General features: G+C 70.5%; 23 protein-coding genes. 3 read left to right on the top strand and 20 right to left on the bottom strand.

Annotated features, from left to right (window positions below; translation table 11 throughout):
- Nucleotides 1-10: 10 nt before the first annotated feature.
- On the bottom strand, nt 11-1,093 hold the full coding sequence (locus V6S66_RS07895; protein WP_334206199.1) for a M24 family metallopeptidase: 1,083 nt from the start codon (nt 1,091-1,093) through the stop codon (nt 11-13).
- Between the two features lie 62 nt (nt 1,094-1,155).
- On the opposite strand from V6S66_RS07895, the gene V6S66_RS07890 reads away from it, so the two are divergent.
- Nucleotides 1,156-2,055, top strand: a complete 900-nt coding sequence (locus V6S66_RS07890) for a 5'-3' exonuclease (protein WP_334206198.1) — start codon at nt 1,156-1,158, stop codon at nt 2,053-2,055.
- Here V6S66_RS07890 and V6S66_RS07885 read toward each other — a convergent pair.
- The 16 genes from V6S66_RS07885 to V6S66_RS07810 all read right to left on the bottom strand — a co-directional run bounded on the left by V6S66_RS07885 (nt 2,046) and on the right by V6S66_RS07810 (nt 18,732).
- Nucleotides 2,046-4,787 (bottom strand): DEAD/DEAH box helicase, encoded by a 2,742-nt coding sequence (locus V6S66_RS07885; protein ID WP_334206197.1) that lies wholly within the window; start codon nt 4,785-4,787, stop codon nt 2,046-2,048. The two genes, V6S66_RS07890 and V6S66_RS07885, sit on opposite strands and share 10 nt — an antisense overlap.
- Before the next feature lie 34 nt (nt 4,788-4,821).
- Entirely contained in the window at nt 4,822-5,733 is a 912-nt protein-coding gene (locus V6S66_RS07880) for a diacylglycerol kinase family protein (RefSeq protein WP_334206196.1), read from the bottom strand.
- The gene (gene tatC, locus V6S66_RS07875) at nt 5,730-6,515 is read right to left on the bottom strand and encodes a twin-arginine translocase subunit TatC (protein WP_334206195.1); all 786 of its coding nucleotides are present in this window, start codon (nt 6,513-6,515) and stop codon (nt 5,730-5,732) included. The genes V6S66_RS07880 and tatC overlap by 4 nt, the downstream gene beginning before the upstream one ends.
- 30 nt (nt 6,516-6,545) lie before the next feature.
- Nucleotides 6,546-6,824: a Sec-independent protein translocase subunit TatA gene (gene tatA, locus V6S66_RS07870; protein WP_334206194.1), complete on the bottom strand. Its 279-nt coding sequence runs from the start codon at nt 6,822-6,824 to the stop codon at nt 6,546-6,548.
- Nucleotides 6,824-7,798: a helix-turn-helix transcriptional regulator gene (locus V6S66_RS07865; RefSeq protein ID WP_334206193.1), complete on the bottom strand. Its 975-nt coding sequence runs from the start codon at nt 7,796-7,798 to the stop codon at nt 6,824-6,826. Before V6S66_RS07865 ends, tatA begins: the two co-directional genes overlap by 1 nt.
- Nucleotides 7,795-8,772: a helix-turn-helix transcriptional regulator gene (locus V6S66_RS07860; RefSeq protein WP_334206192.1), complete on the bottom strand. Its 978-nt coding sequence runs from the start codon at nt 8,770-8,772 to the stop codon at nt 7,795-7,797. The genes V6S66_RS07865 and V6S66_RS07860 overlap by 4 nt, the downstream gene beginning before the upstream one ends.
- Before the next feature lie 12 nt (nt 8,773-8,784).
- Complete coding sequence (locus tag V6S66_RS07855) at nt 8,785-9,795, bottom strand: FKBP-type peptidyl-prolyl cis-trans isomerase (protein ID WP_334206191.1); 1,011 nt, start codon at nt 9,793-9,795, stop codon at nt 8,785-8,787.
- 94 nt (nt 9,796-9,889) lie between these two features.
- On the bottom strand, nt 9,890-11,251 hold the full coding sequence (gene pafA / locus V6S66_RS07850) for a Pup--protein ligase (protein ID WP_334206190.1): 1,362 nt from the start codon (nt 11,249-11,251) through the stop codon (nt 9,890-9,892).
- Nucleotides 11,252-11,256: 5 nt separating this feature from the next.
- Nucleotides 11,257-11,952 (bottom strand): proteasome subunit alpha, encoded by a 696-nt coding sequence (prcA, locus tag V6S66_RS07845; protein ID WP_334206189.1) that lies wholly within the window; start codon nt 11,950-11,952, stop codon nt 11,257-11,259.
- A gap of 16 nt (nt 11,953-11,968) precedes the next feature.
- Entirely contained in the window at nt 11,969-12,799 is an 831-nt protein-coding gene (gene prcB / locus V6S66_RS07840; protein ID WP_334207239.1) for a proteasome subunit beta, read from the bottom strand.
- Nucleotides 12,799-12,993: a ubiquitin-like protein Pup gene (locus V6S66_RS07835; RefSeq protein WP_334206188.1), complete on the bottom strand. Its 195-nt coding sequence runs from the start codon at nt 12,991-12,993 to the stop codon at nt 12,799-12,801. The genes prcB and V6S66_RS07835 overlap by 1 nt, the downstream gene beginning before the upstream one ends.
- A gap of 62 nt (nt 12,994-13,055) precedes the next feature.
- The gene (gene dop, locus V6S66_RS07830; RefSeq protein ID WP_334206187.1) at nt 13,056-14,564 is read right to left on the bottom strand and encodes a depupylase/deamidase Dop; all 1,509 of its coding nucleotides are present in this window, start codon (nt 14,562-14,564) and stop codon (nt 13,056-13,058) included.
- Nucleotides 14,565-14,585: 21 nt separating this feature from the next.
- A complete protein-coding gene (locus tag V6S66_RS07825; protein WP_334206186.1) occupies nt 14,586-15,053 on the bottom strand; it encodes a GNAT family N-acetyltransferase in 468 nt (155 codons plus the stop codon).
- Nucleotides 15,054-16,802 carry a proteasome ATPase gene (arc, locus tag V6S66_RS07820; protein WP_334206185.1) on the bottom strand — a complete coding sequence of 583 codons (1,749 nt, stop codon included), beginning with the start codon at nt 16,800-16,802 and terminating at the stop codon, nt 15,054-15,056.
- A 98-nt stretch (nt 16,803-16,900) separates the two neighbouring features.
- Nucleotides 16,901-17,806, bottom strand: coding sequence for a tRNA (adenine-N1)-methyltransferase (locus V6S66_RS07815; protein WP_334206184.1), 906 nt, complete (start codon nt 17,804-17,806; stop codon nt 16,901-16,903).
- Complete coding sequence (locus tag V6S66_RS07810; RefSeq protein WP_334206183.1) at nt 17,803-18,732, bottom strand: site-2 protease family protein; 930 nt, start codon at nt 18,730-18,732, stop codon at nt 17,803-17,805. The genes V6S66_RS07815 and V6S66_RS07810 overlap by 4 nt, the downstream gene beginning before the upstream one ends.
- A gap of 68 nt (nt 18,733-18,800) precedes the next feature.
- On the opposite strand from V6S66_RS07810, the gene V6S66_RS07805 reads away from it, so the two are divergent.
- Nucleotides 18,801-19,637: a RecB family exonuclease gene (locus V6S66_RS07805; protein ID WP_334206182.1), complete on the top strand. Its 837-nt coding sequence runs from the start codon at nt 18,801-18,803 to the stop codon at nt 19,635-19,637.
- A 9-nt stretch (nt 19,638-19,646) separates the two neighbouring features.
- On the opposite strand, the gene V6S66_RS07800 is transcribed toward V6S66_RS07805, so the two are convergent.
- From V6S66_RS07800 to V6S66_RS07790, 3 genes are all read right to left on the bottom strand, one after another.
- Nucleotides 19,647-20,309 (bottom strand): HAD family hydrolase, encoded by a 663-nt coding sequence (locus V6S66_RS07800; RefSeq protein ID WP_334206181.1) that lies wholly within the window; start codon nt 20,307-20,309, stop codon nt 19,647-19,649.
- Nucleotides 20,310-20,394: 85 nt separating this feature from the next.
- Nucleotides 20,395-21,222, bottom strand: a complete 828-nt coding sequence (locus tag V6S66_RS07795) for a variant leucine-rich repeat-containing protein (RefSeq protein ID WP_334206180.1) — start codon at nt 21,220-21,222, stop codon at nt 20,395-20,397.
- Nucleotides 21,223-21,348: 126 nt separating this feature from the next.
- Complete coding sequence (locus V6S66_RS07790) at nt 21,349-22,095, bottom strand: variant leucine-rich repeat-containing protein (protein WP_334206179.1); 747 nt, start codon at nt 22,093-22,095, stop codon at nt 21,349-21,351.
- Nucleotides 22,096-22,333: 238 nt separating this feature from the next.
- On the opposite strand from V6S66_RS07790, the gene metH reads away from it, so the two are divergent.
- Complete coding sequence (gene metH / locus V6S66_RS07785; protein WP_334206178.1) at nt 22,334-26,122, top strand: methionine synthase; 3,789 nt, start codon at nt 22,334-22,336, stop codon at nt 26,120-26,122.
- Nucleotides 26,123-26,129 lie beyond the last annotated feature (7 nt).

The following is a 26,129-nucleotide window of genomic DNA, read 5'->3' as shown; positions in this document are numbered from 1 at the left end:
GGGCGCGCCGTCAGTCCAGCACGACGAGCTGGCGCTCGGTGTCGTTGAGGACCTCGAGACCGTCGGCCGTGCAGATCGCGATGTCCTCGATCCGGGCCCCGAACTGACCGGGGTGGTAGATGCCGGGCTCGATCGAGAAGGCCATGCCGGGCTCGAGCACCAGCGCGTTGCCCTCGACGATGTACGGCTCCTCGTGGGTCTGGGTACCGATGCCGTGGCCGGTGCGGTGGATGAAGAGCTCGCCGAAGCCGGCCGCCGCGATGAGGTCACGACCCACGCGATCGACCGACTCGGCCGTGACGCCGGGTCGTGCGTGGGCTCGCTGGGCCGCCTGGGCCTCGTGCAACACGGTGTACGCCTCGCGGTAGAGGGTGGGCACCGAGCCGCCGGCCAGGTAGTTGCGGGTGCTGTCGGAGCAGTAGCCCGCGGGGGTCGTGCCGCCGATGTCGACCACGACGGGATCGCCGACCTCGATGACACGGTCGGAGACCTCGTGGTGGGGCGAGGCGCCGTTCGGGCCACTGCCGACGATCACGAAGTCGACGCTCTCGTGCCCCTCGTCGACGATCGCCCGCGCGATGTCGTGGCCGACCTCGCGCTCGGTGCGGCCGGGCCGCAGCCACTCGGCCATGCGGGAGTGGACCCGGTCGATCGCGGCGCCGGCGACCCGGAGCGCGTCGACCTCGGCCGGGTCCTTGCGCATGCGCAGCTCCGTCAGCACCGGCCCGGCGAGGACCTGCTCGGCGGTCGGCACGACGTCGCGAAGCGCCAGGACGCGCGAGGCCCACATCTCGTCGTCCAGTGCGAGCCGCGTGACCTCGCCGAGGCGCGACGCGAGGATCGCGAACGGGTCGTCGGTCTCGTTCCAGCCGACGATCTCGAGCTCCACACCGGCCGCCTCGGCCGCTGCGACCTCGAGGTTCGGGGCGACGAGGAACGGGCTGCCCGAGACCGGGACGACCAGACAGGTCAGGCGCTCCAACGGCTTGGCCGCATATCCGGTGAGGTAGCGCAGATCGGCCCCCGGGGTCACGAGCAGGGCGTCGATGTCGGCCGCCGCGGCGAGGTCTCGGGCACGCTCCAGTCGCTGCATCCCCCGAGCGTACCGAGCGCCGCACGACACGGTTCACGCGCGCTGACGCCTAGGATCGGTCCATGGCCGGACGTCTGCTGCTCCTCGACACCGCGAGCCTCTACTACCGCGCGTTCTTCGGCATCCCCGACTCCCTCAAGGCGCCGGACGGCACGGTCGTCAACGCGTTGCGCGGGATGATCGACTTCACCGCGACGCTGATCGGGCGCGAGGACGCGCCCGAGGCGGTCGTGGCGTGCTGGGACGACGACTGGCGGCCCCAGTGGCGCGTCGACCTCGTGCCGAGCTACAAGACCCAGCGGCTCGCCGACGGCAGCGCGGACTCCGAGGAGACGCCCGACGACCTGGCTCCCCAGGTGCCCCTGATCGCGGAGGCGCTCGCGCTCGCCGGCATCCCCGTGATCGGTGCGCCGGAGGCCGAGGCCGACGACGTGATCGGCACCCTCGCGCACCGGTGGCACGGCCCGGTCGACATCGTCACCGGCGACCGGGACCTCTTCCAGCTGGTCGACGACGCCCGTGACGTGCGGGTCCTGTACACGGCGCGCGGCGTGGCCAAGCTCGACACGGTCGACGCGGCCTGGATCCGCAGCAAGTACGGCATCGAGCCGCAGGCGTACGTCGACTTCGCGGTGATGCGGGGCGACGCGTCCGACGGACTCCCCGGCGTGGCCGGGATCGGCGAGAAGACCGCTGCCACGCTCGTCAACGAGTTCGGGGACCTCGACGCCATCCTGGCGGCGGCGGACGACGACACCTCGTCGATCAAGCCCCGGCCGCGCACGTCGCTGCTCGACTCCCGCGACTACGTCGACGCGGCACGCACGGTCGTGGCGGTGCGTCAGGACCTCGCGGTCGAGGTCCCGTCGCCCCGGCCCGCGGCCGACCCCGAGGGCCTGCGCGCGTTCGGGGCGCGGTGGGGCGTCGACAGCCCCGTCGTGCGTCTGCTCGCTCAGCTGTAGCTGATCACGCCGCGGCGCAGGCCGTCGAGGGCACGCCGCGCCGTGCTGCGCATCGCCGAGTCGTCGCCCGCGGCGACGGCGATCTGCGCCAGGGTGTCGACGAGCTGCTTGATCGACCGCACGAAGTCGCCGGCGGCCAGGCCGGTGATGCTCAACACCTCGTGCAGGGGTGCGCCGTCGGCCCACAGACCCACGCCCTGGGCGAAGGCGAAGTCCGGATCGCGCAGGAATCGCAGCCGGTGGCGTCGTTCCAGGGCGGAGAGATCCAGATGGATCTCGCCCATCTGGTGCGCGACGTCGCGCGACCGCTGCGTCACGAACTGCGGCGGCGGAGTGTCGTCGGCGTTGCGCGAGGTGTACGTGAGCCCGCTCGCGACGGCGGCGAGCTCGGCCGGCGTGAGGCCGTTCCAGACGCCTTGGTTGAGGCACTCGCTGATGAGCAGGTCGAGCTCGCCGTAGATCCGCTGCAGGCGCCGTCCCGTGTCGGTGATGGTGTCGCCCTCGAGGTAGCCCAGCTCGTCGAGGACCTCGCAGACCCGGTCGAACTCACGGGCCACCGTGTTGGTGCGCTGCTCGATCGTGCGCCGGCGCTGCAGGGTCTCCTTCTCGAGCCGCTGGTACCGCTCGGCCCACCGGGCGTGCGACTCGCGGTCGGGGCACTGGTGGCACGGGTGCGACTTGATGAGCCGCCGCAGCTCGGTGACGCGCGGGTCCTCGTCGGTCGGTCCGGTGCCGCCGGTGTGCAGCGACCGACCCTGCCGCTCCACGGCGTCGCGACGCAGGGGCACGCGGCTGCGCAGCGTCGTGGCGAGCTCGCGCCGTGACTGCGGGCTGCGGGGATTGAAGTTCTTGGGCACGCGCATCTGCCCGAGCGGCTCGACCGGGCCGCTGAAGTCGACCGACGCGAGGCGTCGCGCGTGACGCCCCTCGGTGAGCACGAACGGACGCGGACCCTCGCGGTCGGCGGCGTGGCCCGGGTCCAGCACGACGGCCGAGCCGGCCCACTTGCCGCGAGGGATCTCGATGATGTCGCCCCGCTTCAGGGCGAGCAACGACGACGCGACGCCCTCGCGCGCCCGAGCCTTGCGGGCGCGCGAGCCCTCGCTCTCGATGTCGCCGATCTGGCGCCTGAGGTCGGCGTACTCCATGAAGTCGCCCAGGTGGCAGGTGGCGCCCTCGACGTATCCCTCCAGGGCCTCGTCGGCCTTGTGGATCTGGCGGGCGAGCCCGACGACGCCACGATCGGCCTGGAACTGGGCGAACGACTGCTCGAGCAGGTCGCGGGCGGTCTTGCGACCCACCTGGGCCACGAGGTTGACCGCCATGTTGTACGACGGGCGGAACGAGGAGTTGAGCGGATACGTGCGTCGTGAGGCGAGCCCGGCGACCTGCCGCGGGTCGAACCCGGCCTGCCACAGCACGACCGCGTGGCCCTCGATGTCGATGCCGCGACGCCCGGCGCGACCCGTGAGCTGGGTGTACTCCCCTGCCGTCACGTCGACGTGCGCCTCCCCGTTCCACTTGTTGAGCTTCTCGATCACGACCGACCGGGCCGGCATGTTGATGCCGAGCGCGAGCGTCTCCGTGGCGAAGACGGCCCGGACCAGGCCCAGGCTGAACAGGTGCTCGACGCACTCCTTGAACGTCGGCAGCATGCCGGCGTGGTGCGCGGCGATGCCGCGTCCGAGGGCCTCGCGGAACTCGTGGAAGCCGAGGACGTGCAGGTCCTCGTCAGGGAGGTGGGCGCACGCCTCGTCCACGTAGCTCTCGATCTCGACCCGCTCCTCGGGGGTCGTCAGCATGACCCGGGCGTCGAGGAGCTGCTGCACGGCCGCGGCGCAGCCGGCGCGGCTGAAGATGAAGTCGATCGCGGGGAGCAGGCCCTCCTGCTCCAGCTTCATGACGATGTCGAGGCGCGACGGGGTGGTGTGGCGCGTCCGCGGTCGGTGGCCGCCCTTCTTCGGGCGCCCCTTCTGCATCCGGCTCAGCTGCCAGTCGTCGCGGGCGAACCGCTCGAGCTGGCGGCTGACGACCGGGCCGCCCTCGGGGCTGGCGGCGCCCTCCTCGAACAGGCCGAACATCTTGCGTCCGACGAGCACGTGCTGGTGGAGCGGCACCGGGCGGCGCTCCTCGACGATCGTGACGGTGTCACCGCGCACCTCGGTGAGCCACTCGCCGAACTCCTCGGCGTTCGAGACCGTCGCCGACAGCGAGACGATGCTGACCGACTCCGGCAGGCCGATGATGACCTCTTCCCACACCGCACCGCGAAAGCGGTCGGCGAGGTAGTGCACCTCGTCCATCACGACGAACCCGAGGCCCTCGAGGGTGCGCGACCGGGCGTACAGCATGTTGCGGAGGACCTCGGTCGTCATGACCACGATCGGGGCGTCACCGTTGATGCTGCTGTCACCCGTGAGCAGGCCGACGTTCTCGACGCCGTAGCGGTCGCCGAAATCGTGGAACTTCTGGTTCGAGAGCGCCTTGATGGGCGTCGTGTAGAAGCACTTGCGGCCCGTCGCGAGGGCGAGGTGCACCGCGAACTCACCCACGATCGTCTTGCCCGAACCGGTGGGAGCCGCGACCAGGACGCCCTGTCCGGTCTCGACCACCCGGCACGCCTCGACCTGGAAGTCGTCGAGCGGGAAGGTGTGGTGGCCGCGGAACTCGGTGAGGTGCGGGAACTGACGCTCGGCCCGCGACCGGGCGTAGGCCTCCGACGGACTGGGCATGCCCCCAGACTACGGAAGGGCGTACGCAGGTGGGTCAGCCGACGCGCGCAGGCGCGAGCACCGCGAGGGCGCGGGGCACGACCTCGATCGTGACCGGCAGCGGCCCGAGGCGCTCACCGTCGCCGTAGCCGACGATGTCGGGCGCGTCGACGCGGACGGAGCGCACCATCAGACGCTCGAACTCGCGCAGGGAGACGTGCGTGCCCCGCCGCAGCTTGGGGAACGTGCGGACCAGCAGGGACCGGCTCACCGGGCGGATCAGGCAGACGTCGAGCAGGCCGTCGTCCAGCACGGCGCCGTGCGCGATGCGCAGGCCACCACCGAACGAGGGCCCGTTGCCGACCGCGACGAGCATCGCCTCGGTGTCGACGCGGCGCGTCTGTCCAGCGGCGTCGACCAGCTCCAGGCAGAACGGCACCGGAGCGAAGGCCCGGAGCTCGGCGAGGATCGCGATCGTGTAGCGCAGGTTGCCGCGGGGCCAGGTCATGGCGTTGGCGCGTTCGTTGACCTTGGAGTCGAACCCCGAGGCGACGACCGTGGCCACGAGGCGTCGGTGCTGCCCGTCGTCGACCCGCGCGAGGTCGATGCGGCGAGGAGGACTCGCGAGCAGCAGGTCGAGGCAGGCCTCGGGGTCGCGGTACGGCAGGTCCAGCCCGCGCGCGAGGTCGTTGCCGGTGCCGGCCGGCACCAGGCCGAGGGTCGCGTCGAACTCGACCACCAGGTCGAGGATCCCGTGGAGCGCCCCGTCTCCCCCGATGACGACCACGGTGTCGGCACCCGCCTCGAGCAGCGTGCGCAGCGAGGAGCGCACGGCCGGCACGTCGTCGCCGGTGACCCGGTCGATCGTCCAGGAGGCGTCTCGCAGGCGGCGGGTCGCCACCTCGCCGATGGCCTCACCCCGACGCTGGCCCGAGACCGGGTTCACGACGAGGGCGGCGTGCCTCACAGGGGTGACGCCTCGTCGTCGGGGACCTCCGGCACCGCCTTCGCGCGGCGCCGGTCGCTCACACGGGCGATGGTCTCGGACACCAAGTACAGCAGGGTCATCGGGATGGCGAGGAACAGCATCGTGAGCGGGTCGGTGCTCGGCGTCGCGATGGCGGCGAAGACGAACATGCCGACGATCGTCCACGGACGGGCGCGGACGAGGGCCTGGCCGCTCACGACGCCCAGCCGGTTCAGCAGCACGACGGCGAGCGGGATCTCGGCCGCGACCCCGAACACCAGCATCATCCGGATGATGAAGTCGTAGTACTCCGCACCGCTGACGAGGCTCTCGAAGCCCTCGGGCACGAAGCCGATCAGAAGCAGGATCGCCTTCGGGAGGATGACGTAGGCCAGGGCGACCCCCGCCAGGAACAACGGGACGCCGATGCCGGTGAGCAGGAGGGCCCCGCGTCGTTCGTGACGGTGCAGGGCCGGCAGGACGAAGGCCCACAGCTGCCAGATCCAGACCGGGCTGGCCAGCACGATGCCGGCCACGAGCGCGATCTTGAGCTGGAACTGGAAGGCGCCGCCGACCCCGGTGATGACGAGGTTGGTGTCGATCCCCTGGGCGGCGAGGTCGGGCTCGATCCCGCGGTACGGCTCGGTCAGGAACGCCAGGAGCTGCTCGTAGAAGACGAAGCCCAGCACGGTCGCTGCCACGATCGCCAGGACGCCGCGCAGGAGTCGCGTGCGCAGCTCACGCAGGTGCTCCAGGAGCGGCATGCTTCCGCTGGGCGCCACGTCGGCACCCTTCTTCCGCCCCAAGGCGGATCAGGACTTGTCGTCGGGACCGTCGACGCGCGTGATCTCGACCTGACGCGTCCGGCGCTCGTCGGCGTCGGACCCGGTGTCGAACCCCGTGTCGGACGACGCCTCCGTGTCACTGGCGCGCTTCTTGTCGTCGTCCTCGAGCTCCTTGATCTCCGACTTGAAGATACGCAGGGCGCGACCGGAGCCGCGGGCGAGCTCGGGGAGCTTGGCGGCGCCGAAGAACAGCAGCACCACCGCCAGGATCAGCAGGATCTCGGGGGCGCCGATACCTTTGAACATCAGTACTCCTCGGTTGCGGACGTGAGTCCATCGTACGCCGCCAGCGCTGAGCGGACGTGGTCCGTCACCTCGGTGCGGATGGTTTCCGGTGCCAGCACACGGATCGAGCCGCCGGCCCGCAGGGCCAGCCGCCGCACCCAGGCCTCGTCGCCGGCCAGGAGCGAGACCCGCCAGACGTCGTGGGAGTCGTCGACGACCGTGGCGTCGTAGTACTCCACGATCCAGCGGGCGGCCGGCGCGATCTCGAGCTCGACCTGGAGACTGTCCTCGCCGGAGCTGAAGAACCCGCCGTCACCGCGTCGCGGCACGACGGCCTGGTGCTCGACCGACACGTCGAGGACCTCCGCCCGCTCGATCCGATCGAGGCGGAAGAAGCGCTGGCCGCCGGCCGAGTGGCACCAGGCGTCCAGGTACTCGTGGCCGTCGCGCACGAACGTCGCGATCGGGTCGACCTGCCGGGTGGAGACCGCATCGCGTGAGGCCGTGGTGTAGACGATCTCGAGGCGGCGGCCGGCGCCGAGCGCCCGGCGCACGGCGCCCAGCACGCCGTGGTCGACCGGCTCGACGACCACGGCCACGGACTCGGCAGTCTGCCCTCCGACGGCGCCCTGCAGCTTGGTCAGCGCCGAGTCGACGACGTCGGTGTGGACGTCTCCGGCCGAGTCCCGCAGTGCGCGAAGCGCGACGATCAGCGCGGCGGCCTCACCGCCGTTGATCCGCATGGGCCGTGTCATGAAGTCGGCGTTCGAGATGTAGATGCGGTCGTCGTCCTCGAACGCGAACAGGTCGATGTCGATGAGCTCGCCGCCGTGGGCGCCGACACCGGTCATCATGAGCTGCTCGACGTCCTTGCGGATGACTCGCGCCTTCACGTTGAACTCGCGCGCGACCTCGTCGACCGACACGCCCTGCTTGCTCTGGAGGTAGGGCACCAGCGCGAGGCGACGCTGGACGTCGCGCGCGGACGGCCTCATGCGTACGCCTCGTCGTCGGCGTTGGCCTGCGCGGCCGACCTCAGGACCTCGATCGCGAGCGTGCGGGCCTCGGGCGGGGACACCACGACGACGTGCGGAGCGAAGGAGGCGGCCGAGGTGGCCAGCTCCCACGTCGAGCGGTACCCGACGACGACCTCGTCGTGGTCGTCGGAGAGCCGCGTGACCGCCAGAGCGTGCCGGCGCAGCGGGAGCGCGCGGTCGCGACGCACGTGGAGCACGGCCTCGCCCACGGGGTCGTTGGTGGTGAAGGACGCCGCGAGGTCACGGACCGAGACGCCCTCGGGAACGCTGTAGGAGTCGGCCGGACCCGCCGTGCGGACCTCGCCGAGGATGCGGGAGACCCGGAAGAGTCGGGGCTCACCGCGGTCGAGGTCGTGTCCGCCGACGTACCACCGGCCGCGCCAGGACAGCACGCCCCACGGCTGGAGATGGCGCTCGGTGGGGGTCTCGCCGGTGCGGCCGTAGGAGAACCGGATCGGCTGGTGCGCCCGGACGGCCTCCCACACGGCGTCGAACGCCGGCTCCGCGGCCGGGATGCGCGGCTGCGCCAGGGGCACCGCACTGGTGTCGATCGCCACCCCCGCGGCCTTGAGCTTGATCAGTGCATCACTCGACTGACCCGCCAGTCCGGCGTGCTCCCAGACCTGCGCCGCGAGGCCGATGACGGCCGACTCCTCGGCCGTGAGCTCGAGCTCGGGCAGCTCGGCGGCATCGCGCGGGATGCGGTAGCCCTGCATGTCCTCGTGGAGGGGGTCGAAGCTCCCGATCTCGAGCGGGATCCCCAGGTCGCGGAGCTCACCCTTGTCGCGCTCGAACATCCGGTTGAAGGCCTCGTCGCCGGAGTCGCGGTAGTCCTCGATCGCCGCCCGCACCTGGTCCTTGGTCAGGAACTGGCGCGTGGAGAGCAGCAGGAAGATGAGGTTCATCAACCGTTCGGACTTGCGCTCGGCCACGAGGTCCTCGTCTCAGATGGTGGCGACGATGTCGACGACGAACGTCAGCGGCGAGTTCGGCGGGATGGCGCCGCCGGCCCCGCCACCGGCGCCGTAGGCGCTCTCGGACGTGCAGGTCAGGACGACGCGGGACCCGACGGTCTGGCCGGCGAGCTCGTTGGTCCAGCACGGGATGACCCCGGTGAGGGAGAACAGCGACGGCTCGTCGCGCTCGAACGAGGAGTCGAAGACCTCGCCCGACGGGTAGATCTGGCCGACGTAGTTGGCATAGACGAAGTCGTCGGCCTCGACGGTGTCGCCGTCACCGGTGATGACCGGGAACACACCGTCCGCAGCCGGGCCCGTCGCCGTCGAGCCGTCCAGGCTCGCGACACCGTCACCGTCGACCACCGGGGCCGGGACCCCGGCGGGCACGTCGGTCTCGTCGCCCTTCGGCGCCGGGTCGGCCTGCGTGTCGATCGAGTCCTCGATGTCGAGGTAGAACAGCAGGACCTGGTCCTTGGTGTACGGCAGCTGGTCGACCCCGCCCTGGGCCTCGGCCTGCTCGTAGACGTCGGCGCCGAAGAAGTCCTCCGCCGTGAGCGCGACCAGCACGGTCGAGCCGACCGTGGTGTCGGCCAGCGCGTCGACGAGACCGCCGGGCAGGCCGGGTGCCGACGGCGACGCGGCCTCGTCGGTCGGTGTCATCTCGAAGACGACCGACGCCGCGGGGGCGCCCTCGGCCGCCGGCTCGTAGGACGACTCCAGCTGCTCGCCGTCCTCGCCGTCCGCGAAGATGTAGTTGGCCCGGAAGTAGTCGCCCTCGGCCACCTTGCGTCCGTCGCCCTCCTCGAGGGTCGAGACCTCAGGGTCGCCCGACTCGATCTCCACGGGCTGGTCGACCGTGATCGTCGGGACGTCGCCGTCGCTGACGGTGACCCCGGAGATGCCGTCGTCGCCACCGCGGGTGAGCACGATCAGGAGGGCGGCGACGACCGCCATGACCACCACGGTGGACAGGGCGAGAACGGTGTTGCGGCGCACGGAGGAACCTCGGGTATCAGCGCACGGGAGCGCCATCGACGACAGAGCGAGGCCCACCCTAGCCAATCAACCCGCACGGCCCGACCAGGCGCGATCACATGCCGTCGATGAGCCGCTGGACGCGGTCGTCCTCCGAGCGGAACGGGTCCTTGCACAGCACGGTGCGCTGGGCCTGGTCGTTGAGCTTGAGGTGCACCCAGTCGACCGTGAAGTCGCGGCGCCGCTCCTGGGCCCGCTTGATGAACTCGCCGCGCAGCCTGGCCCGCGTGGTCTGCGGCGGAACGGACTTCGCGCGGAAGACGTCGAGGTCCCGGGTGACCCGGGCGACGGCCCCCTTGCGCTCCAGCAGGTAGTAGAGACCGCGGTCGCGCCTGATGTCGTGGTAGGCCAGATCGAGCTGGGCCATGCGTGGGTCGCTCCAGCTGAGGTCGTGGGTCGTGCGGTAGCGCTCCAGCAGCCGCAGCTTGATGACCCAGTCGATCTCACGCTCGACGAGCGACAGGTCCTCGGACTCGACGGCCTTGATGGTGCGCTCCCAGAGGTCGAGAGCACGGTGGACGACGGGGTCGGTGAGGCCCTGGCGGTCGACGAACTCGGCGGCCTTGCCGAAGTACTCGGCCTGGATCTCCAGGGCGGAGAGCTCGCGTCCGTTGGCGAGCAGGACCTTGGTGCGCCCGGTCATGTCGTGCGAGATCTCACGGATGGCCCGGATCGGGTTGTCGAGCGTGAGGTCGCGCATCGTGACGCCGGCCTCGATCATGCGCAGGACGAGCTCGGTCGTGGCGACCTTGAGCAGCGTGGTGGTCTCGCTCATGTTGGAGTCGCCGACGATGACGTGCAGGCGACGGAACCGCTCGGCGTCGGCATGCGGCTCGTCGCGGGTGTTGATGATGGGACGCGAGCGGGTCGTGGCGCTCGAGACACCCTCCCAGATGTGCTCGGCGCGCTGGCTGACCGAGAAGATCGTGCCGCGGCTGGTCTGCTGGACCTTGCCCGCGCCGCAGATGATCTGCCGCGAGACCAGGAACGGGATCAGCACGTCCGCCATCCGGCTGAACTCGCCACTGCGGGTCACGAGGTAGTTCTCGTGGCAGCCGTAGGAGTTGCCGGCGGAGTCGGTGTTGTTCTTGAACAGGTAGATGTCGCCCTCGATGCCGTCGTCGCGCAGCCGCTGCTGCGCGTCGAGCATCAGGCCCTCGAGGATGCGCTCCCCCGCCTTGTCGTGCGTGACGAGCTCGGCGACGTCGTCGCACTCGGGCGTGGCGTACTCGGGGTGGCTGCCGACGTCGAGGTAGAGCCGCGAGCCGTTGCGCAGGAACACGTTGCTGCTGCGACCCCAGGAGACGACGCGCCGGAACAGGTAGCGCGCGACCTCATCGGGCGACAGGCGGCGCTGGCCCTTGAACGAGCAGGTCACGCCGTACTCGTTCTCGATGCCCATGATGCGCCGGTCCATGTCGATTACCCCTCGAGCAGCTCGGCCACGGTGGCGTCGGTCAGACGCTTGAACTTGCGCAGCTGACCGCGTGAGCGGTCGAGCACCGCGACCTCCAACGACTCGGCCGGCACCTCGCGCGGCGCGGCGTCGTCGTGGCCGAGGGCTGTCCGGGCCAGCCGGAGCGCGGACCCGAGGTCGAGATCGGCCGTGAAGTGGTCGGTGAACCACTGCTCGACCGGTTCGGTCGTGCCGCCCATGACGCCCCAGCCCCGCACGTCGGCCACGGAACCGTCGTAGGTGAGGCGGTAGATCTGGTCGCCCGACGACTCCGTGCCGAGCTCGGCCACGAACAGCTCGACCTCGTACGGCTTCTCGCCCCCGGAGGAGAAGATCGTGCCGAGGGTCTGGGCGTACGCGTTGGCCAGGCCCCGGGCGGTGACGTCGCGACGGTCGTAGGAGTACCCCCGCAGGTCGGCCAGGCGCACGCCCGCGATCCGCAGGTTCTCGAACTCGTTGTACCGGCCCACCGCGGCGAACCCGATGCGGTCGTAGATCTCGCTGATCTTGTGCAGCGCCTGCGACGGGTTCTCCGCGACGAACACGATGCCGCCGGCGTACTGGACCACGGTGACGGACCGGCCACGGGCGATGCCCTTGCGGGCGAAGTCGGCCCGGTCCTTCATGAGCTGCTCGGGCGAGACGTAGAACTGCTGGGTCATGGTGCCGCTCCCTTCGTCAGATCAGCGGCGCGGACGGGCCGTCCGGCGCGGTGAGTCGGGCGGCGACGATCTGGTCGGCGATCGCCGCGGTCTCGTCGTCTGCGTACGCCCGGAAGCCGTCGGCGGTGATGACGGCGACCATCGGGAAGATGCGTCGAGCCAGGTCGGGCCCGCCGGTGGCCGAGTCGTCGTCGGCCGCGTCGTACAGCGCCTGGACGGCGGCGGTGACGGTGTCACGCTCAGACAGGTCGTCGCGGTACAGCTTCTTGAGCGAGCCGCGGGCGAACAGCGAGCCCGACCCGACCGAGTGGAAGGTGCGCTCCTCGTTGCGGTTGCCCGTGACGTCGAACGCGAAGATGCGGCCGACGCCGAGGTGGAGGTCGTAGGCCGCGAACAGCGGCACGACCGCGAGGCCCTGCATCGCCATCCCGAGGTTGCCCCGGATCAAGGTGGCGAGGCGGTTGGCCTTGCCCTCGGTGGACAGCACCGAGCCCTCGATCTTCTCGTAGTGCTCGAGCTCGACCTGGAACAGGCGCGTCATCTCGACCGCGAGGCCCGCGGTGCCGGCGATGCCGACGCAGGAGTACTCGTCGGTCTGGAAGACCTTCTGGATGTCACGCTGCGCGATGACGTTGCCCATCGTGGCGCGGCGGTCGCCGGCCATGACCACGCCCCCGGGGAACGTCGCGGCGACGATCGTGGTGCCGTGCGTGACGCCGTCGAGGGCACCGGTGCGCTCGAGGGGTGCTCCGTCCCGTCCGGCACCCGGCAGCTGGTCCGGGGCGTGCTGGGTGAGGAACTCCGAGAACGAGGCCGATCCTGCCGTGCGGAAGGCATCGGGCAGCATCACTGCCCGCCCTTCTGCACGAAGCTGCGCACGAACTCCTCGGCGTTATCCTCGAGCACGTCGTCGATCTCGTCGAGGATCGAGTCGACGTCGTCGTCGAGCTTGGCCTTGGCCTCGGAGTCGACCGGGGCGGCGTCGACCTGCTGCTCGTCGTCCTTGGCCGGACGGTTGCTCCTGTGCTGCTGCTCGGACATGTCTTCACCCTAGACCCAGAACGGTTGCGGGCGCGTGACGAACCCGAGGCGTCGGGACGCGGTCAGCCGCCGGTCGTGAGTGCCCGGAACAGCTCGGTCGCCGTCGGGCCGGAGTCGAACAGCGCACCGACGTGCTCCTGGGTGCCCCGCAGCGGCTCGAGCGTGGGCACGCGCTGCAGGGAGGCGTAGCCCGGCAGGTCGAAGATGACCGAGTCCCAGGAGGCCGCGGCGATGTCGGCGGCGAAGTGCTGGAGGCACTTGCCGCGGAAGTAGGCGCGCGTGTCGGTGGGTGGCGCCTGGACGGCGGCCTCGATCTCAGCGGGATCGACGATGCGTTGCATGCGACCGGTGCGCACGAGCTGGTGGAACAGGCCCCGCTCGGGCCGGACGTCGTGGTACTGCAGGTCGACCAGGTGAAGCTTCGCGTGGTCCCAGTCGAGTCCGTCGCGCTCGCGGTACCGCTCGAGCAGCGCCAGCTTCGCGACCCAGTCGAGCTCGGTGGCGAGGTCCATCGGATCCTGGGCGAGCCGGGTCAGCACGCTCTCCCAGCGGTCGAGCACGTCGAGGGTCTGCGGATCGGCGTCGCCCTGGCGGTCGACGAAGTCGCGCGAGCGGGTGAGGTACTCCCCCTGCAGCTCCAGTGCCGTCATGGTGCGGCCGTCGGCGAGCGTCACGGCGGTGCGCAGCGTGGGGTCGTAGGAGATCTGGTGGAGCGCCCGTACCGGGTTCTCCAGCGTCAGGTCGGTGACGGTCTGCCCCGCCTCGACCAGGGAGAGCACGAGCGAGGCCAGGCCGTGCTTGAGGTAGATCGAGGTCTCGGAGCAGTTGGCGTCGCCGATGATGACGTGCAGGCGCCGGTACTTGCGGGCGTCGGCGTGCGGCTCGTCGCGGGTGTTGATGATGGGCCGCTTCAACGTCGTCTCCAGCCCGACCGGCACCTCGAAGTAGTCGGCGCGCTGGCTGATCTGGAAGGCGTGGACGCTGCCGTCCTGCTGCTGGCCGACCCGACCGGCTCCGCACACGATCTGGCGGGAGGCGAAGAACGGCGTGAGGTGCGTGACGATCTGCTCGAACGGCACCGACCGGTTCATCAGGTAGTTCTCGTGCGAGCCGTACGAGGCGCCCTTGTTGTCGATGTTGTTCTTGTAGAGCACGATCGTGCCGTTCGCGGGGATGCGTCCGGCGAGCTCCGCCGCGGACCGCATGACTTCCTCCCCGGCCTTCTCCCAGACCACGACGTCACGGGGGCTCGTGACCTCCGGGCTGGAGTACTCCGGGTGGGCGTGGTCGACGTAGAGCCGCGCCCCGTTGGTGAGGATGATGTTGGCGAGCCCGAGGTCCTCGTCGGTCAGCTGCGACGGGTCGGCGTCGCCGCGACTCAGGTCGAAACCGCGCGCGTCGCGCAGCGGACTCTCCTCCTCGAAGTCCCAGCGGGCGCGCCGCGTCAGGTCGTGCGCCGCGGCGTACGCGTTGACGACGTGCGTCGAGGTGACCATCGGGTTGGCGTGGGGCTGGCCCTGCACCGCGATGCCGTACTCGACCTCGCTGCCCTGGACCCGGCGGACCGTCATGGGGTCAGCGTACGGGCCGGGTCAGAGGATCTTCCCGTAGTGGGCGGAGTCGTCGTAGGCGGCGTAGAAGCCGAACGGCTCGATCGCCTCGTAACCGCTGGAGGTGTAGAGCGCGATCGCCTCCGGCTGCGCGAGTCCGGTCTCGAGCACCAGGCGCGTGATGCCGGCCTCGCGGGCCGAGCGCTCCAGCTCGGCGAGCACGGCCCTGGCGTGGCCCTGCCGGGCGAACTGGGGGCGTACGTACATGCGCTTGATCTCGGCGTCGGTCGTGCCACGGGGCCCTCCACGCCGCCACCCGCCGGACGCCGCCGGCTCGCCGTCGAGGTACCCGATGACGAACCGGCCGTCGGGCGCGTCGAACTGTGCCGGCTCGATCGGCGAGATGTCGCCGTCTCCCCCGTACCGTCGGCCGTACTCGGCCTGCACCTCGGCCGTCAGCAGCTTCGCGTCGTCGCCCCCGTACGAGGCGACCGTGATGTCCAGCGCCACCTACAGGTACTGCCCCGTGTTGGCGACGGTGTCGATCGAGCGCCCCGGCTCCCCGCCGGACTTGCCCGACACCAGCGTGCGGATGAACACGATGCGCTCACCCTTCTTGCCGGAGATGCGCGCCCAGTCGTCGGGGTTGGTCGTGTTGGGCAGGTCCTCGTTCTCCTTGAACTCGTCGACGCACGCCTGCAGGAGGTGCTGGACGCGGATGCCGTGCTGCTGCGCCGACAGGAGGTCCTTGATGGCCATCTTCTTGGCACGGTCGACGATGTTCTGGATCATCGCGCCGGAGTTGAAGTCCTTGAAGTACAGGACCTCCTTGTCGCCGTTGGCGTACGTGACCTCGAGGAACTGGTTCTCCTCGGTCTCGGTGTACATCCGCTCGACGGTGCGCTGGATCATCCCGGCGACGCACGCGTCGCGGTCGCCGCCGAACTCGGCGAGGTCGTCGGCGTGCAGCGGCAGACGCGACGTCAGGTACTTGCTGAAGATGTCGCGGGCGGCCTCCGCGTCGGGGCGCTCGATCTTGATCTTGACGTCGAGCCGGCCCGGACGCAGGATCGCCGGGTCGATCATGTCCTCGCGGTTCGAGGCACCGATGACGAGCACGTTCCCGAGCCCCTCGACACCGTCGATCTCGCTCAGCAGCTGCGGCACGATGGTGTTCTCGACGTCGCTGGAGACGCCGGATCCGCGGGTGCGGAACAGCGAGTCCATCTCGTCGAAGAAGACGATGACCGGCGTGCCCTCGCTGGCCTTCTCACGGGCCCGCTGGAAGATCAGGCGGATGTGCCGCTCGGTCTCGCCGACGTACTTGTTGAGCAGCTCCGGGCCCTTGATGTTCAGGAAGAAGCTGCGGCCCTCCTCGCCGGTGCGCTCCGAGACCTTGCGCGCCAGCGAGGCCGCGACGGCCTTGGCGATCATGGTCTTGCCGCAGCCCGGAGGGCCGTACAGCAGGATGCCCTTCGGCGGCTTCAGCTCGTGCTCGACGAACACCTCGGGATGCAGGTACGGCAGCTCGACGGCGTCCTGGATGATCTCGACCTGGTTGCCGAGCCCGCCGATCGAGGCGTAGTCGACGTCGGGCACCTCCTCCAGGACGAGCTCCTCGACCTCGCTCTTCGGGACGCGCTCGTAGACGTGGCCCGAGCGGCTGTCGAGCAGCAGCGAGTCACCGGCGCGAAGCCGGACGTCGGCCAGGCTGGCCGCGATGCGCACGACGCGCTCCTCGTCGGCGTTGCCGAGCACGAGCGCGCGCTCGCCGTCGGCCATGATCTCCTTGAGCAGCACGACCTCGCCGGTCTGCTCGAACTCCAGGGCCAGCACGACGTTCATGGCCTCGTTGAGGATGACCTCCTGGCCACGGCGCAGGGACTCACGGTCGACCGCGGGGCTCACGTTGACGCGCATCTTGCGACCGCCCGTGAAGACGTCGACCGACTCGTCGTCGTTGAGCTGGAGGAACGTGCCGAAGCCGGTCGGCGGCTGCGCGAGCCGGTCGACCTCCTCCTTGAGCGTCACGATCTGGTCGCGAGCCTCGCGCAGGGTGCTGGTGAGCCGCTCGTTCTGCGCCGAGGTGGCGGCGAGCTTCGCCTCGATCTCCCGCAGGCGCGAATCGGCGGAGACGTCGCCGCTCAGGCGCCGACGCAGGTGGTCGATCTCCGTGCGCAGGTAGGCCAGCTCCGCCTCGGCAGCCGCCGAAGCGGCACCGTGCGAGTCGTTCGTGGGACGTGCATCGTCATCGGGCATGTGACACCTCCAGCTCGTGGGCTCGACACTACCCCGGGGGACGTTGCAGCACTGTGTCGAACTCACGTCGGCGTGTGACGCGACGCGAGGTGCCCGGGTCAGAGGTCCGGGAGGCCCGCCGGGCGTGGGCCGGTGTAGTCCGGGCCGTAGGCACCGGGTGCCGGACGACGCGTCTTGGCCAGGGCCCGCTGGCCGGGCGCCATGCGTCGCGACGTCACGAGGTACGCCGTGTGCGAGCCGGCGCCGTGCGCCGGGCGGACCGCGAGTCCCTCGGTGTGCCAGTCGCGCTCCAGCGTCTCCCACGAACGCGGCTCGGTGAACTCGCCGTGCTCGCGCAGCGTCTCGACGAAGCGCGACAGCTGGGTCGTGGTGGCGACGTAGGCGCACACGACGCCACCCGGCACCAGTCGCTCGGCGGCGAGCGGCACGCACGTCCACGGGTCGACCATGTCGAGAATGAGCCGGTCGATCTCGCTCTCGGCGACGACCTCGCGCACGTCACCCACCGTGAGCGTCCACGCCGGGTGGTCCCCCGCGATCTGGGTGACGTTCTTCCGGGCGATCTCGGCGAAGTCCTCGCGGATCTCGTAGGAGCCGACGTGGCCCTCGGGCCCGACGGCCCGCAGCAGCCAGGCGGTCAGGCTCCCCGACCCAGCGCCGGCCTCGACGACCCGAGCGCCCGGGAAGATGTCGGCCCAGGTCACGATCTGCGCGGCGTCCTTGGGGTAGATGATCGCGGCCCCGCGGGGCATGGAGACGACGTACTCCGACAACAGGGGACGGAACACCTGGTACTCGCCACCCAACGACGCCTCGATCACGATGCCCTCGGGGCTGGCGATGATGTCGTCGTGGCGGATCTGGCCCTTCTTGGTGGAGAACTCCTTGCCGACGACGAGCTGGATGTTGTGCTTGCGTCCCTTGGCGTCGTTGAGCCGGACCCACTCCCCCTCGGCGAAGGGTCCGCGTCGGGTCCAGATCGGCGCGTTCACGGGGCTGGTCATCGTCGGGCTCCCACTCGGTAGACACGGTTGACGGTGCGGGTGCGGAGCGTGCCGAGCACCTGGCCGTCGTCGTCGACGACGGCGTACGACTCCGCGGGTTGGTTGCTCATCGCGCGCAGCAGCGCGTCGCCCCGCAGGTCGACGGCCAGGCGAGGCCACTCCGGATCGGGCTGGGACGAGTCGAACATCCGGCGGACGTGGAGGCGCTCGATGCGGGCCGCGCGGTTGGCGATGCGCAGCGACTGCGAGGAGCCGGCCCACAGGAAGAGGCCGACGAGGGTGCAGAGGGCGAGGTCGATCCACGCGGTCCGCCCGCCCTGCAGGAAGAGCCAGGCACCGAGGCCGAAGCTGGCCAGCCCGGCGATCCGACCCGTCCACCCCGCGACCACGATGCCACTGCGCTCGCTGCCCGTGACCGCCCAGGCGATCGCCCGCACGACCCGCCCTCCGTCGAGCGGCAGCGCCGGCAGCATGTTGATGCCCGCCACGAGCACGTTGATCCACCCGAGGGTCATCAGCACCTCGGCGTTGCTGCCGGGAGCGAGGACCGCACCGGCGCCGAGGCCGGCCAGTCCGACGACGGCCGAGGCCACGGGACCCGCGATGGACGTGACCAGCTCCTGGCGGGCCGTCGCGCTGTCGGACTCGAGCAGTGTCTCGCCGCCGAGCAGGTGGAGCGTGACCGAGTGGACCGGGAGCCCGTAGTGACGCGCCGCGGCGACGTGGGCGATCTCGTGCAGGAGCACCGAGAGGTACAGCGAGGCGACGGCCAGGACCGCGACCAGCCAGGGCTGGCCGAAGCCGGCGTCGTCGAGCCGGGGGGCGAAGAGCGCCACCAGGACGACTCCCATCAGCACGGCTCCGGGGCGGACGCGGACCGGGACGGACCACACCTTCCCGAGGCTGATCGTGCCCGAGGTCGACATGGGCCCAACCTATCGTGAGCACCCCGGCGTTTTCCGGTCTGTCGGTCCGGCCGGATACCGTGCTGCCCATGGTGGCCGACGCTGACGAGATCGTGGTGCGACGCCGCCTGTCGCCCAGTCGTGCATCCGACTTCCTGACGTGTCCGCTGCTGTTCCGCTACCGCACGATCGACCGCCTCCCCGAGCCCCCGTCGGCGGTGGCGGCTCGGGGCACCCTGGTCCATGCCGTGCTCGAAGACCTGTACGACCTCCCCGCGGCCGGACGCACGCCCGAGGCCGCGAAGGCCTCGGTCGAGGCTGCCTGGCAGCGAGTGCTCGCCGACGACACCCGCCTGGTCGCGCTCTTCCCGGAGCGCACGCCCGACCGTGACGCCTGGTTCGCCTCGGTCGACGCGCTCCTCGATGCGTACTTCAGGCTCGAGAACCCGCAGACGCTCGAGCCCGCCGAGCGTGAGGTCCGGGTCGAGGGCCAGCTCGGGGCCGAGGGTGAGGAGCAGCTCGTGCTGGCCGGCATCGTCGACCGCATCGACGTGGCCCCGGACGGCCGCATCCGCATCGTCGACTACAAGAGCGGCCGGTCCCCGGGCGAGCGCTTCGAGGACAAGGCGCTCTTCCAGATGAAGTTCTACGCGCTGGTCGTCTGGCGCACCCGGGGCGTCATGCCGTCGCTCCTGCAGCTCATGTACCTCGGCGACGGCCAGGTCCTGCGCTACGTGCCCACCGAGGCCGACCTCCTGGCCACCGAGCGCAAGCTCCGGGCCATCTGGGGCGCCGTCGGTGCCGCACTAGAGTCGCGCGACTTCCGCCCGAGGCCCAGCGGCCTGTGCCGGTTCTGCGCCCATCGCGAGCACTGCCCCGAGGGCGGCGGCACGGTCCTGCCGATGCCCGCCTTCCGCGTGGAGTGAACCGGCGTTCTAGGCGTCGAGGTCCGCGAACAGGGTGGAGACCGACGCTGGCGTCAGACCCTCGAGCGTCGTGACGACCCGACGTCGCGGATGGGCCGCGACACCCACCATGTGGGGCACGGCCAGCACCTGGCAGCCCGCCTCGGTCGCCGATGTCGCGCCGGTCTCGGAGTCCTCCACGGCCAGGCAGGCCGCCGGTTGCACGTCGAGCATCCGCGCGGCGGTGAGGTAGGGCTCGGGGTGCGGCTTGCCGCGCGTCACCCGGTCGCCCGTCACGACGGCCGCCAGCGGGAGGGATGCCGCGATCGGGTCGGCCAGCACGGCGTACGACATCGTCACGAGCGCCTGCGGCACCCCCGCGTCCGCGTAGGCGAGCACGAGCTCGCGTGCGCCAGGACGCCACGGGGCGGCGCCACCGGTCAGACCGCGCCCGACCCTCGTCAGGAGGAAGTCGACGATCTCGACCGGGGTCATCGAGGTCGCGAAGTGCCGCTGCAGGATCTCCCCCGCGACGATCAGGTTGGACCCGACGAGCTGCAGGGCGTCCTCGGTCGTCCACGTGCCGCCCACCTCCGCGGCGAGCTCGTGCTCCGCGGCGATCCAGAGCGGCTCGGTGTCGACCAGGGTGCCGTCGAGGTCCCAGAGGACGGCGGACGGGAGCGCAGCTGGCACGCCGCGATCCTGCCAGAACGGCGACGGCCCGCCGGCGGCACCCCGAGGGGGTGCGACCAGCGGGCCGTCGATCGTCGCGCGAGCGTCAGCAGTCGAGGTAGTACTCGAACACGACGTCGTACGCGTCCGACGCGTCGTCCGCGGCATCGGTCGGGATGTCGGAGAGGTTCTCGATGTCGGCGACGAGGTCGGCGTAGTCGATCAGCACCTCCATGGCGTCGGCCACGTCGCTCGGGGCGTCGTCGACGTTGTCCTCGAGGACCGCCTGGGACTCCTCGAGGTCCTCCGGCTCGTCCAGGCTCGGCAGGTAGAGGTAGATGTCGAAGGCGGCGTCGTCGACCTCGTCGATCACGTCGCAGAAGTCCGAGGAGTCCTCGTCGCGGTCGGAGTCGTCCCGGTCGGAGTCCTCGGTCGGCTCGTCGGTGGGCTCGGTGTCCGACGCGTCGTTGTCGTTGTCCGAGTCGTCGCCCTTCGTGAGGGCCCACACGCCGACCGCGATGCCGCTGCCCACGAGCAGGAACACCAGGATGCCCAAGGTGATCCACAGGCCCTTCTTCGAGCCACCGGAACCGCCCTGCGGTCCACCCGGCGCCGGGAAGCCCGCCGGCGGAGGGGTGGCACCGCCGGGAGGCGGGAAGGCGTTGCCGCCGGGCGGGGGCGTCAGGGGCGGGCCGGCCTGGCTCGGCGGTGCCGAGGGAAGGACCGACGTGGGCTCCGCCGCGCCGCCGCGGCTGGCGATGGCCGACTGGACCTCCGGACCGCCGTTCTCGCCGAGCCAGGTCAGCAGGGCGTCGTACGCGTTCGGGTTGGCGGCGATCAGGGGCCAGAGCTCGCTGTCGCTCGTGAGCTCCTGGAGCCGGGTGGGGCTGGTGCCCGGGTTGCTCGCCTCGGCGCGCGTTTCGTCGGTGGCCATCGGTGGTTCCCCTCGAGAGTGCTGGTCACCCGCGGCGGTCCGCCGCGGCAAGATCGGGTCGAGCCTAGTGCAGGGTCACGGCGTGCGTCCCGCGATGTCGCGGGACGCACGCCGTGACGCCGTGGGTCAGCACTCCTCGAAGACGTAGTCCATGAGGTCGAACTTGGCGTCGAGTGCGTCGTCCCACTCGGGGCCGACGACCGCATCCTCGTCCTCGGCGATGGTCTCGGCGTAGGTGAGCAGGACCTCGACGACCTCGACGACGTCCTCGTCGTCGTAGTTCTCGAACTGCTCGATCACGGCGGTCGCGTCCTCGAGCATCTCCTCGTCGTCCAGGCCCGGGTAGTAGTAGGTCAGGTCGTCGGCGGCGTCCTCCAGGTCGGACAGGTCGTCGCAGTCGAGGTCGGCCGGCTCGTCCTCCTGGGTGTCCTCGTCGGTGTCGGTCTTGCGGTCGTCGGACTCGTCGCCGGTGTCGGACTTCTCGTCGTCGGAGGTGGTCGTGGTGTCGCCGTCCCTGGTCAGGGCCCACACGCCGGCACTGATGCCGCCGCTGAGCAGGAGGAAGACGAGCACGCCGAGCGTGATCCAGAGGCCCTTGGTGGAGCCACCGGACCGCGCGGCCACGGGGGCCTGGTGCACGGGTGCCTGGTGCACGGGCGTGGCGGACGGAGGGGTCCCGGCCGAGGTGCGGCCGGCGATCGCGGCGTGGACGTCGGCGCCGCCGTTCTCGCCGAGCCACGCCACGAGCGAGTCGTAGGCGCTGGGGTTGGCGGCGATCAGCGCCCACAGCTCCGGGTCGCCCGTGAGCTCCTGGAGCCGGGCGGGTGAGGTCTGGGGGTCTGCCGCTTCGTGTCGGGTCTGCTCGGTGGCCATCGTGGTTCCTCCCGATGTGGGTCCGCGTTGGGACGGGTCGTCGTGCCGGGGTGGCGCTGTCATGACTCAGAGGGTGCGGCGCGCGCGAATGTTCCCGAGGTCACCGCTCCGGCCGTGGCGACACGCCTCGAATCCACGCGCTGCGTGGCACAATGGCCGCGTACGACCTTCGACGCCCACGCGAGCCCGCTGCCGGCTGGAGGTTCCCCAGACCACACCCTTGGATCCGAGGAATCGCGTGACCACCACCAGCTCCCCCCGCCCCGCCGTGCCCACCGCCGAGGACCAGGCCCACTGGCGTCCCGACGCCACCGAGGCCCTCTCCGCCCTGCTCCGCGACCGGGTCGTGATCATCGACGGCGCGATGGGCACCGCGATCCAGCGCGACCGGCCCGACGAGGCGGGGTACCGCGGCGAGCGCTTCGCCGACTGGCCGTCCGACATCCAGGGCAACAACGACCTGCTGACCATCACGCAGCCGCAGATCATCGGTGGCATCCACCGTGAGTACCTGGAGTCCGGCGCCGACATCCTCGAGACCAACACGTTCAACTGTCAGTGGATCTCCCTGGCCGACTACGGCATGGAGGAGCTCGCCTACGAGCTCAACTTCGAGTCGGCCCGGCTCGCCCGGGCGGCGTGTGACGAGTACACCGAGCGCACGCCCGACAAGCCGCGGTTCGTCGCCGGGGCGATCGGCCCGCTCAACCGCACGGGCTCGATCTCGCCCGACGTCAACGATCCCGCGGCCCGCAACATCACGTTCGACGAGATGGTCGACGCCTACACGGGTCAGATCCAGGGCCTCGTCGACGGCGGAGCCGATCTGTTCATGGTCGAGACGATCTTCGACACCCTCAACGCCAAGGCCGCGATCTTCGCGCTCGAGACCTTCTTCGAGAAGGTTGGCCGCCGCTGGCCCGTCGCGATCTCCGGCACCATCACCGACGCGTCGGGCCGTACCCTCACGGGTCAGGTCACCGAGGCGTTCTGGAACTCGATCCGGCACGTCAAGCCGATCATGGTCGGCTTGAACTGCGCCCTCGGCGGCCAGGAGCTGCGGCCGTACATCGCCGAGCTGTCGCGCATCGCCGACTGCTTCGTGCACGCCTACCCCAACGCCGGCCTGCCGAACTCCTTCGGCGAGTACGACGAGGAGCCGTCCACGACGGCCGCGATCCTGCGCGAGTTCGCCGAGGCGGGCATCATCAACGCCGCCGGTGGCTGCTGCGGCACCACGCCGGCCCACATCGCCGCGATCGCCGGCGCCCTCGAGGGCGTGGCGACCCGTGAGCCCACGGACGTCCCCGTCGCGATGCGCCTGTCGGGCCTGGAGCCCCTCAACATCACCGAGGACTCGCTGTTCGTCAACGTCGGCGAGCGCACCAACATCACCGGCTCGGCCCGCTTCCGCAACCTCATCCGCGACGGCGACTACTCCACGGCCCTGTCCGTCGCGCGCCAGCAGGTCGAGAACGGTGCGCAGGTCATCGACATCAACATGGACGAGGGCATGATCGACGGCGTCGAGGCGATGCGTCGCTTCACGCGCCTGGTCAGCAGCGAGCCCGACATCTGCAAGGTCCCGATCATGGTCGACTCCTCGAAGTGGGAGGTCATCGAGGAGGGCCTCAAGAACGTCCAGGGCAAGTGCATCGTGAACTCGATCTCGCTGAAGGCCGGCGAGGAGGAGTTCGTCACGCAGGCGCGCCTGTGCCGCAAGTACGGCGCCGCGGTCGTCGTGATGGCCTTCGACGAGGAGGGCCAGGCCGACAACGTCGAGCGTCGCAAGGAGATCTGCGGCCGCGCCTACCGGATCCTGACCGACGAGGTCGGCTTCCCGTCCGAGGACATCATCTTCGACCCGAACATCTTCGCGGTCGCGACGGGCATCGAGGAGCACGCCACCTACGGCATCGACTTCATCGAGGGCACGCGCTGGATCAAGGAGAACCTGCCGGGCGTCAAGATCTCCGGAGGCGTCTCGAACGTGTCGTTCTCGTTCCGCGGCAACAACGCGGTGCGCGAGGCAATCCACGCGGTGTTCCTGTACCACGCCACCCGCGCCGGCATGGACATGGGAATCGTCAACGCCGGCGCCCTGGTGGGCTACGACTCGGTCGACGAGTTGCTGCGCGAGCGCATCGAGGACGTCATCCTCAACCGCCGCGCGGACGCTGCCGACCGCCTGCTCGAGATCGCCGGCGAGTACGTCGACTCCGGCGAGAAGGTCGAGGCCGCCGTGGCCGAGTGGCGCTCGCTGCCGGTCGGCGAGCGCATCACGCACGCCCTGGTCAAGGGCATCGACGAGTTCGCGGTGACCGACACCGAGGAGCTCCGGCTCGAGATCGCCGCCCGTGGAGGCAAGCCGCTCGAGGTCATCGAGGGTCCCCTGATGGACGGCATGAACGTCGTCGGCGACCTCTTCGGCGCCGGCAAGATGTTCCTGCCGCAGGTCGTGAAGTCGGCGCGCGTCATGAAGAAGGCCGTCGCGCACCTGATCCCGTTCATCGAGGACGAGAAGAGCCCCGAGGACGCCGGTCGCAGCAACGGCAAGGTCATCATGGCCACGGTCAAGGGCGACGTCCACGACATCGGCAAGAACATTGTCGGCGTCGTGCTGCAGTGCAACAACTACGACGTCGTCGACCTCGGCGTCATGGTGCCCGCGCAGAAGATCCTCGACGCGGCCAAGGAGCACGACGCAGACATCATCGGCCTCTCGGGGCTGATCACGCCGTCCCTCGACGAGATGGTCAACTTCGCCGCCGAGATGGAGCGCCAGGGCTTCGACATCCCGCTGCTCGTGGGTGGGGCCACCACGTCACGGGCCCACACCGCGGTCAAGGTCGACCAGAAGTACCACGGTCCGGTCGTGTGGGTGAAGGACGCCTCGCGCTCGGTCCCCGTGGTGGCGGCGCTGCTCTCGGACGACCAGCGGCCCACGCTGCTGTCGGACCTGCAGACCGACTACGACTCCCTGCGCGAGCGCCACGCGGCGCGGTCCGACGCCAAGCCCCTGCTGTCGATCGAGGCGGCGCGGGCCAACGGGATCGACTTGGACTGGAGCGGCTACGAGCCGCCGGTGCCGCCCGAGCTCGACGCCGACGGGGCGTTCGTGCGCACGTTCACCGACTACCCCCTCGCCGAGCTGCGGCCGTACATCGACTGGCAGCCGTTCTTCAACGCCTGGGAGATGAAGGGCCGCTTCCCCGACATCCTCAACAACCCGTCGACGGGCGAGACCGCGCGCAAGCTGTACGACGACGCTCAGGCGATGCTCGACCAGCTGATCGCGGGCGAGTGGCTGCACGCCAACGGCGTGATCGGCCTGTTCCCGGCCAACCAGGTCGGCAGCGACGACATCGAGGTGTACGCCGACCACCATCGCGACGAGGTGCGCACGACGCTGCACCACCTGCGGCAGCAGACCGAGCACCGGGCGGGCGTGGCGCACAAGTGCCTGGCCGACTTCGTGGCGCCCAAGGAGACGGGCCTGCAGGACTACGTCGGCGGGTTCGCCGTCACCACGGGCCTCGGCAGCTCCGAGAAGGTCGCCGAGTTCAAGGCCGACCTCGACGACTACAACGCGATCCTGCTGGAGTCGCTGGCCGACCGCCTCGCCGAGGCGTTCGCGGAGCGGCTGCACGAGCGGGTCCGCACCGAGTTCTGGGGCTACCAGCCCCAGGAGTCGCTCGACAACGAGTCGCTCATCGCCGAGAAGTATGTCGGCATCCGTCCCGCTCCGGGGTACCCGGCGTGCCCGGACCACACCGAGAAGCAGGTGCTGTGGGACCTGCTCGACGTCAAGGCGCAGACCGGCATCGAGCTCACCGACTCGATGGCGATGTGGCCCGGGGCCTCGGTCAGCGGTTGGTACTTCTCGCACCCGAAGTCGCAGTACACCGTGGTGGGGCGCATCGGTCGCGACCAGGTCACCGAGTACGCCCAGCGCAAGGGCTGGAGCGTCGACGAGGCCGAGCGCTGGCTCTCGCCCAACCTCGGCTACCGCTCCGACAACGAGTGACGCGCCC

The sequence above is a fragment of the Aeromicrobium sp. Sec7.5 genome (genome assembly GCF_036867135.1).
Lineage (GTDB): Bacteria > Actinomycetota > Actinomycetes > Propionibacteriales > Nocardioidaceae > Aeromicrobium.
Note: the sequence above shows the minus strand (reverse complement) of the source record. Positions and strands in the feature narration are given on the sequence as shown.

Coding starts and splice junctions, on each gene's coding strand:
- prcB (WP_334207239.1), bottom strand. CDS start 12,799: ATGCTGCCCGATGCCTTCCGCACGGCAGGATCGGCCTCGTTCTCGGAG.
- V6S66_RS07815 (WP_334206184.1), bottom strand. CDS start 17,806: ATGACCAGCCCCGTGAACGCGCCGATCTGGACCCGACGCGGACCCTTC.
- V6S66_RS07805 (WP_334206182.1), top strand. CDS start 18,801: ATGGTGGCCGACGCTGACGAGATCGTGGTGCGACGCCGCCTGTCGCCC.
- V6S66_RS07790 (WP_334206179.1), bottom strand. CDS start 22,095: ATGGCCACCGAGCAGACCCGACACGAAGCGGCAGACCCCCAGACCTCA.
- V6S66_RS07865 (WP_334206193.1), bottom strand. CDS start 7,798: ATGAGGCCGTCCGCGCGCGACGTCCAGCGTCGCCTCGCGCTGGTGCCC.
- V6S66_RS07895 (WP_334206199.1), bottom strand. CDS start 1,093: ATGCAGCGACTGGAGCGTGCCCGAGACCTCGCCGCGGCGGCCGACATC.
- dop (WP_334206187.1), bottom strand. CDS start 14,564: ATGACGGTCCGCCGGGTCCAGGGCAGCGAGGTCGAGTACGGCATCGCG.
- tatA (WP_334206194.1), bottom strand. CDS start 6,824: ATGTTCAAAGGTATCGGCGCCCCCGAGATCCTGCTGATCCTGGCGGTG.
- V6S66_RS07890 (WP_334206198.1), top strand. CDS start 1,156: ATGGCCGGACGTCTGCTGCTCCTCGACACCGCGAGCCTCTACTACCGC.
- V6S66_RS07885 (WP_334206197.1), bottom strand. CDS start 4,787: ATGCCCAGTCCGTCGGAGGCCTACGCCCGGTCGCGGGCCGAGCGTCAG.
- arc (WP_334206185.1), bottom strand. CDS start 16,802: ATGCCCGATGACGATGCACGTCCCACGAACGACTCGCACGGTGCCGCT.
- V6S66_RS07810 (WP_334206183.1), bottom strand. CDS start 18,732: ATGTCGACCTCGGGCACGATCAGCCTCGGGAAGGTGTGGTCCGTCCCG.
- prcA (WP_334206189.1), bottom strand. CDS start 11,952: ATGACCCAGCAGTTCTACGTCTCGCCCGAGCAGCTCATGAAGGACCGG.
- pafA (WP_334206190.1), bottom strand. CDS start 11,251: ATGGACCGGCGCATCATGGGCATCGAGAACGAGTACGGCGTGACCTGC.
- V6S66_RS07835 (WP_334206188.1), bottom strand. CDS start 12,993: ATGTCCGAGCAGCAGCACAGGAGCAACCGTCCGGCCAAGGACGACGAG.
- V6S66_RS07795 (WP_334206180.1), bottom strand. CDS start 21,222: ATGGCCACCGACGAAACGCGCGCCGAGGCGAGCAACCCGGGCACCAGC.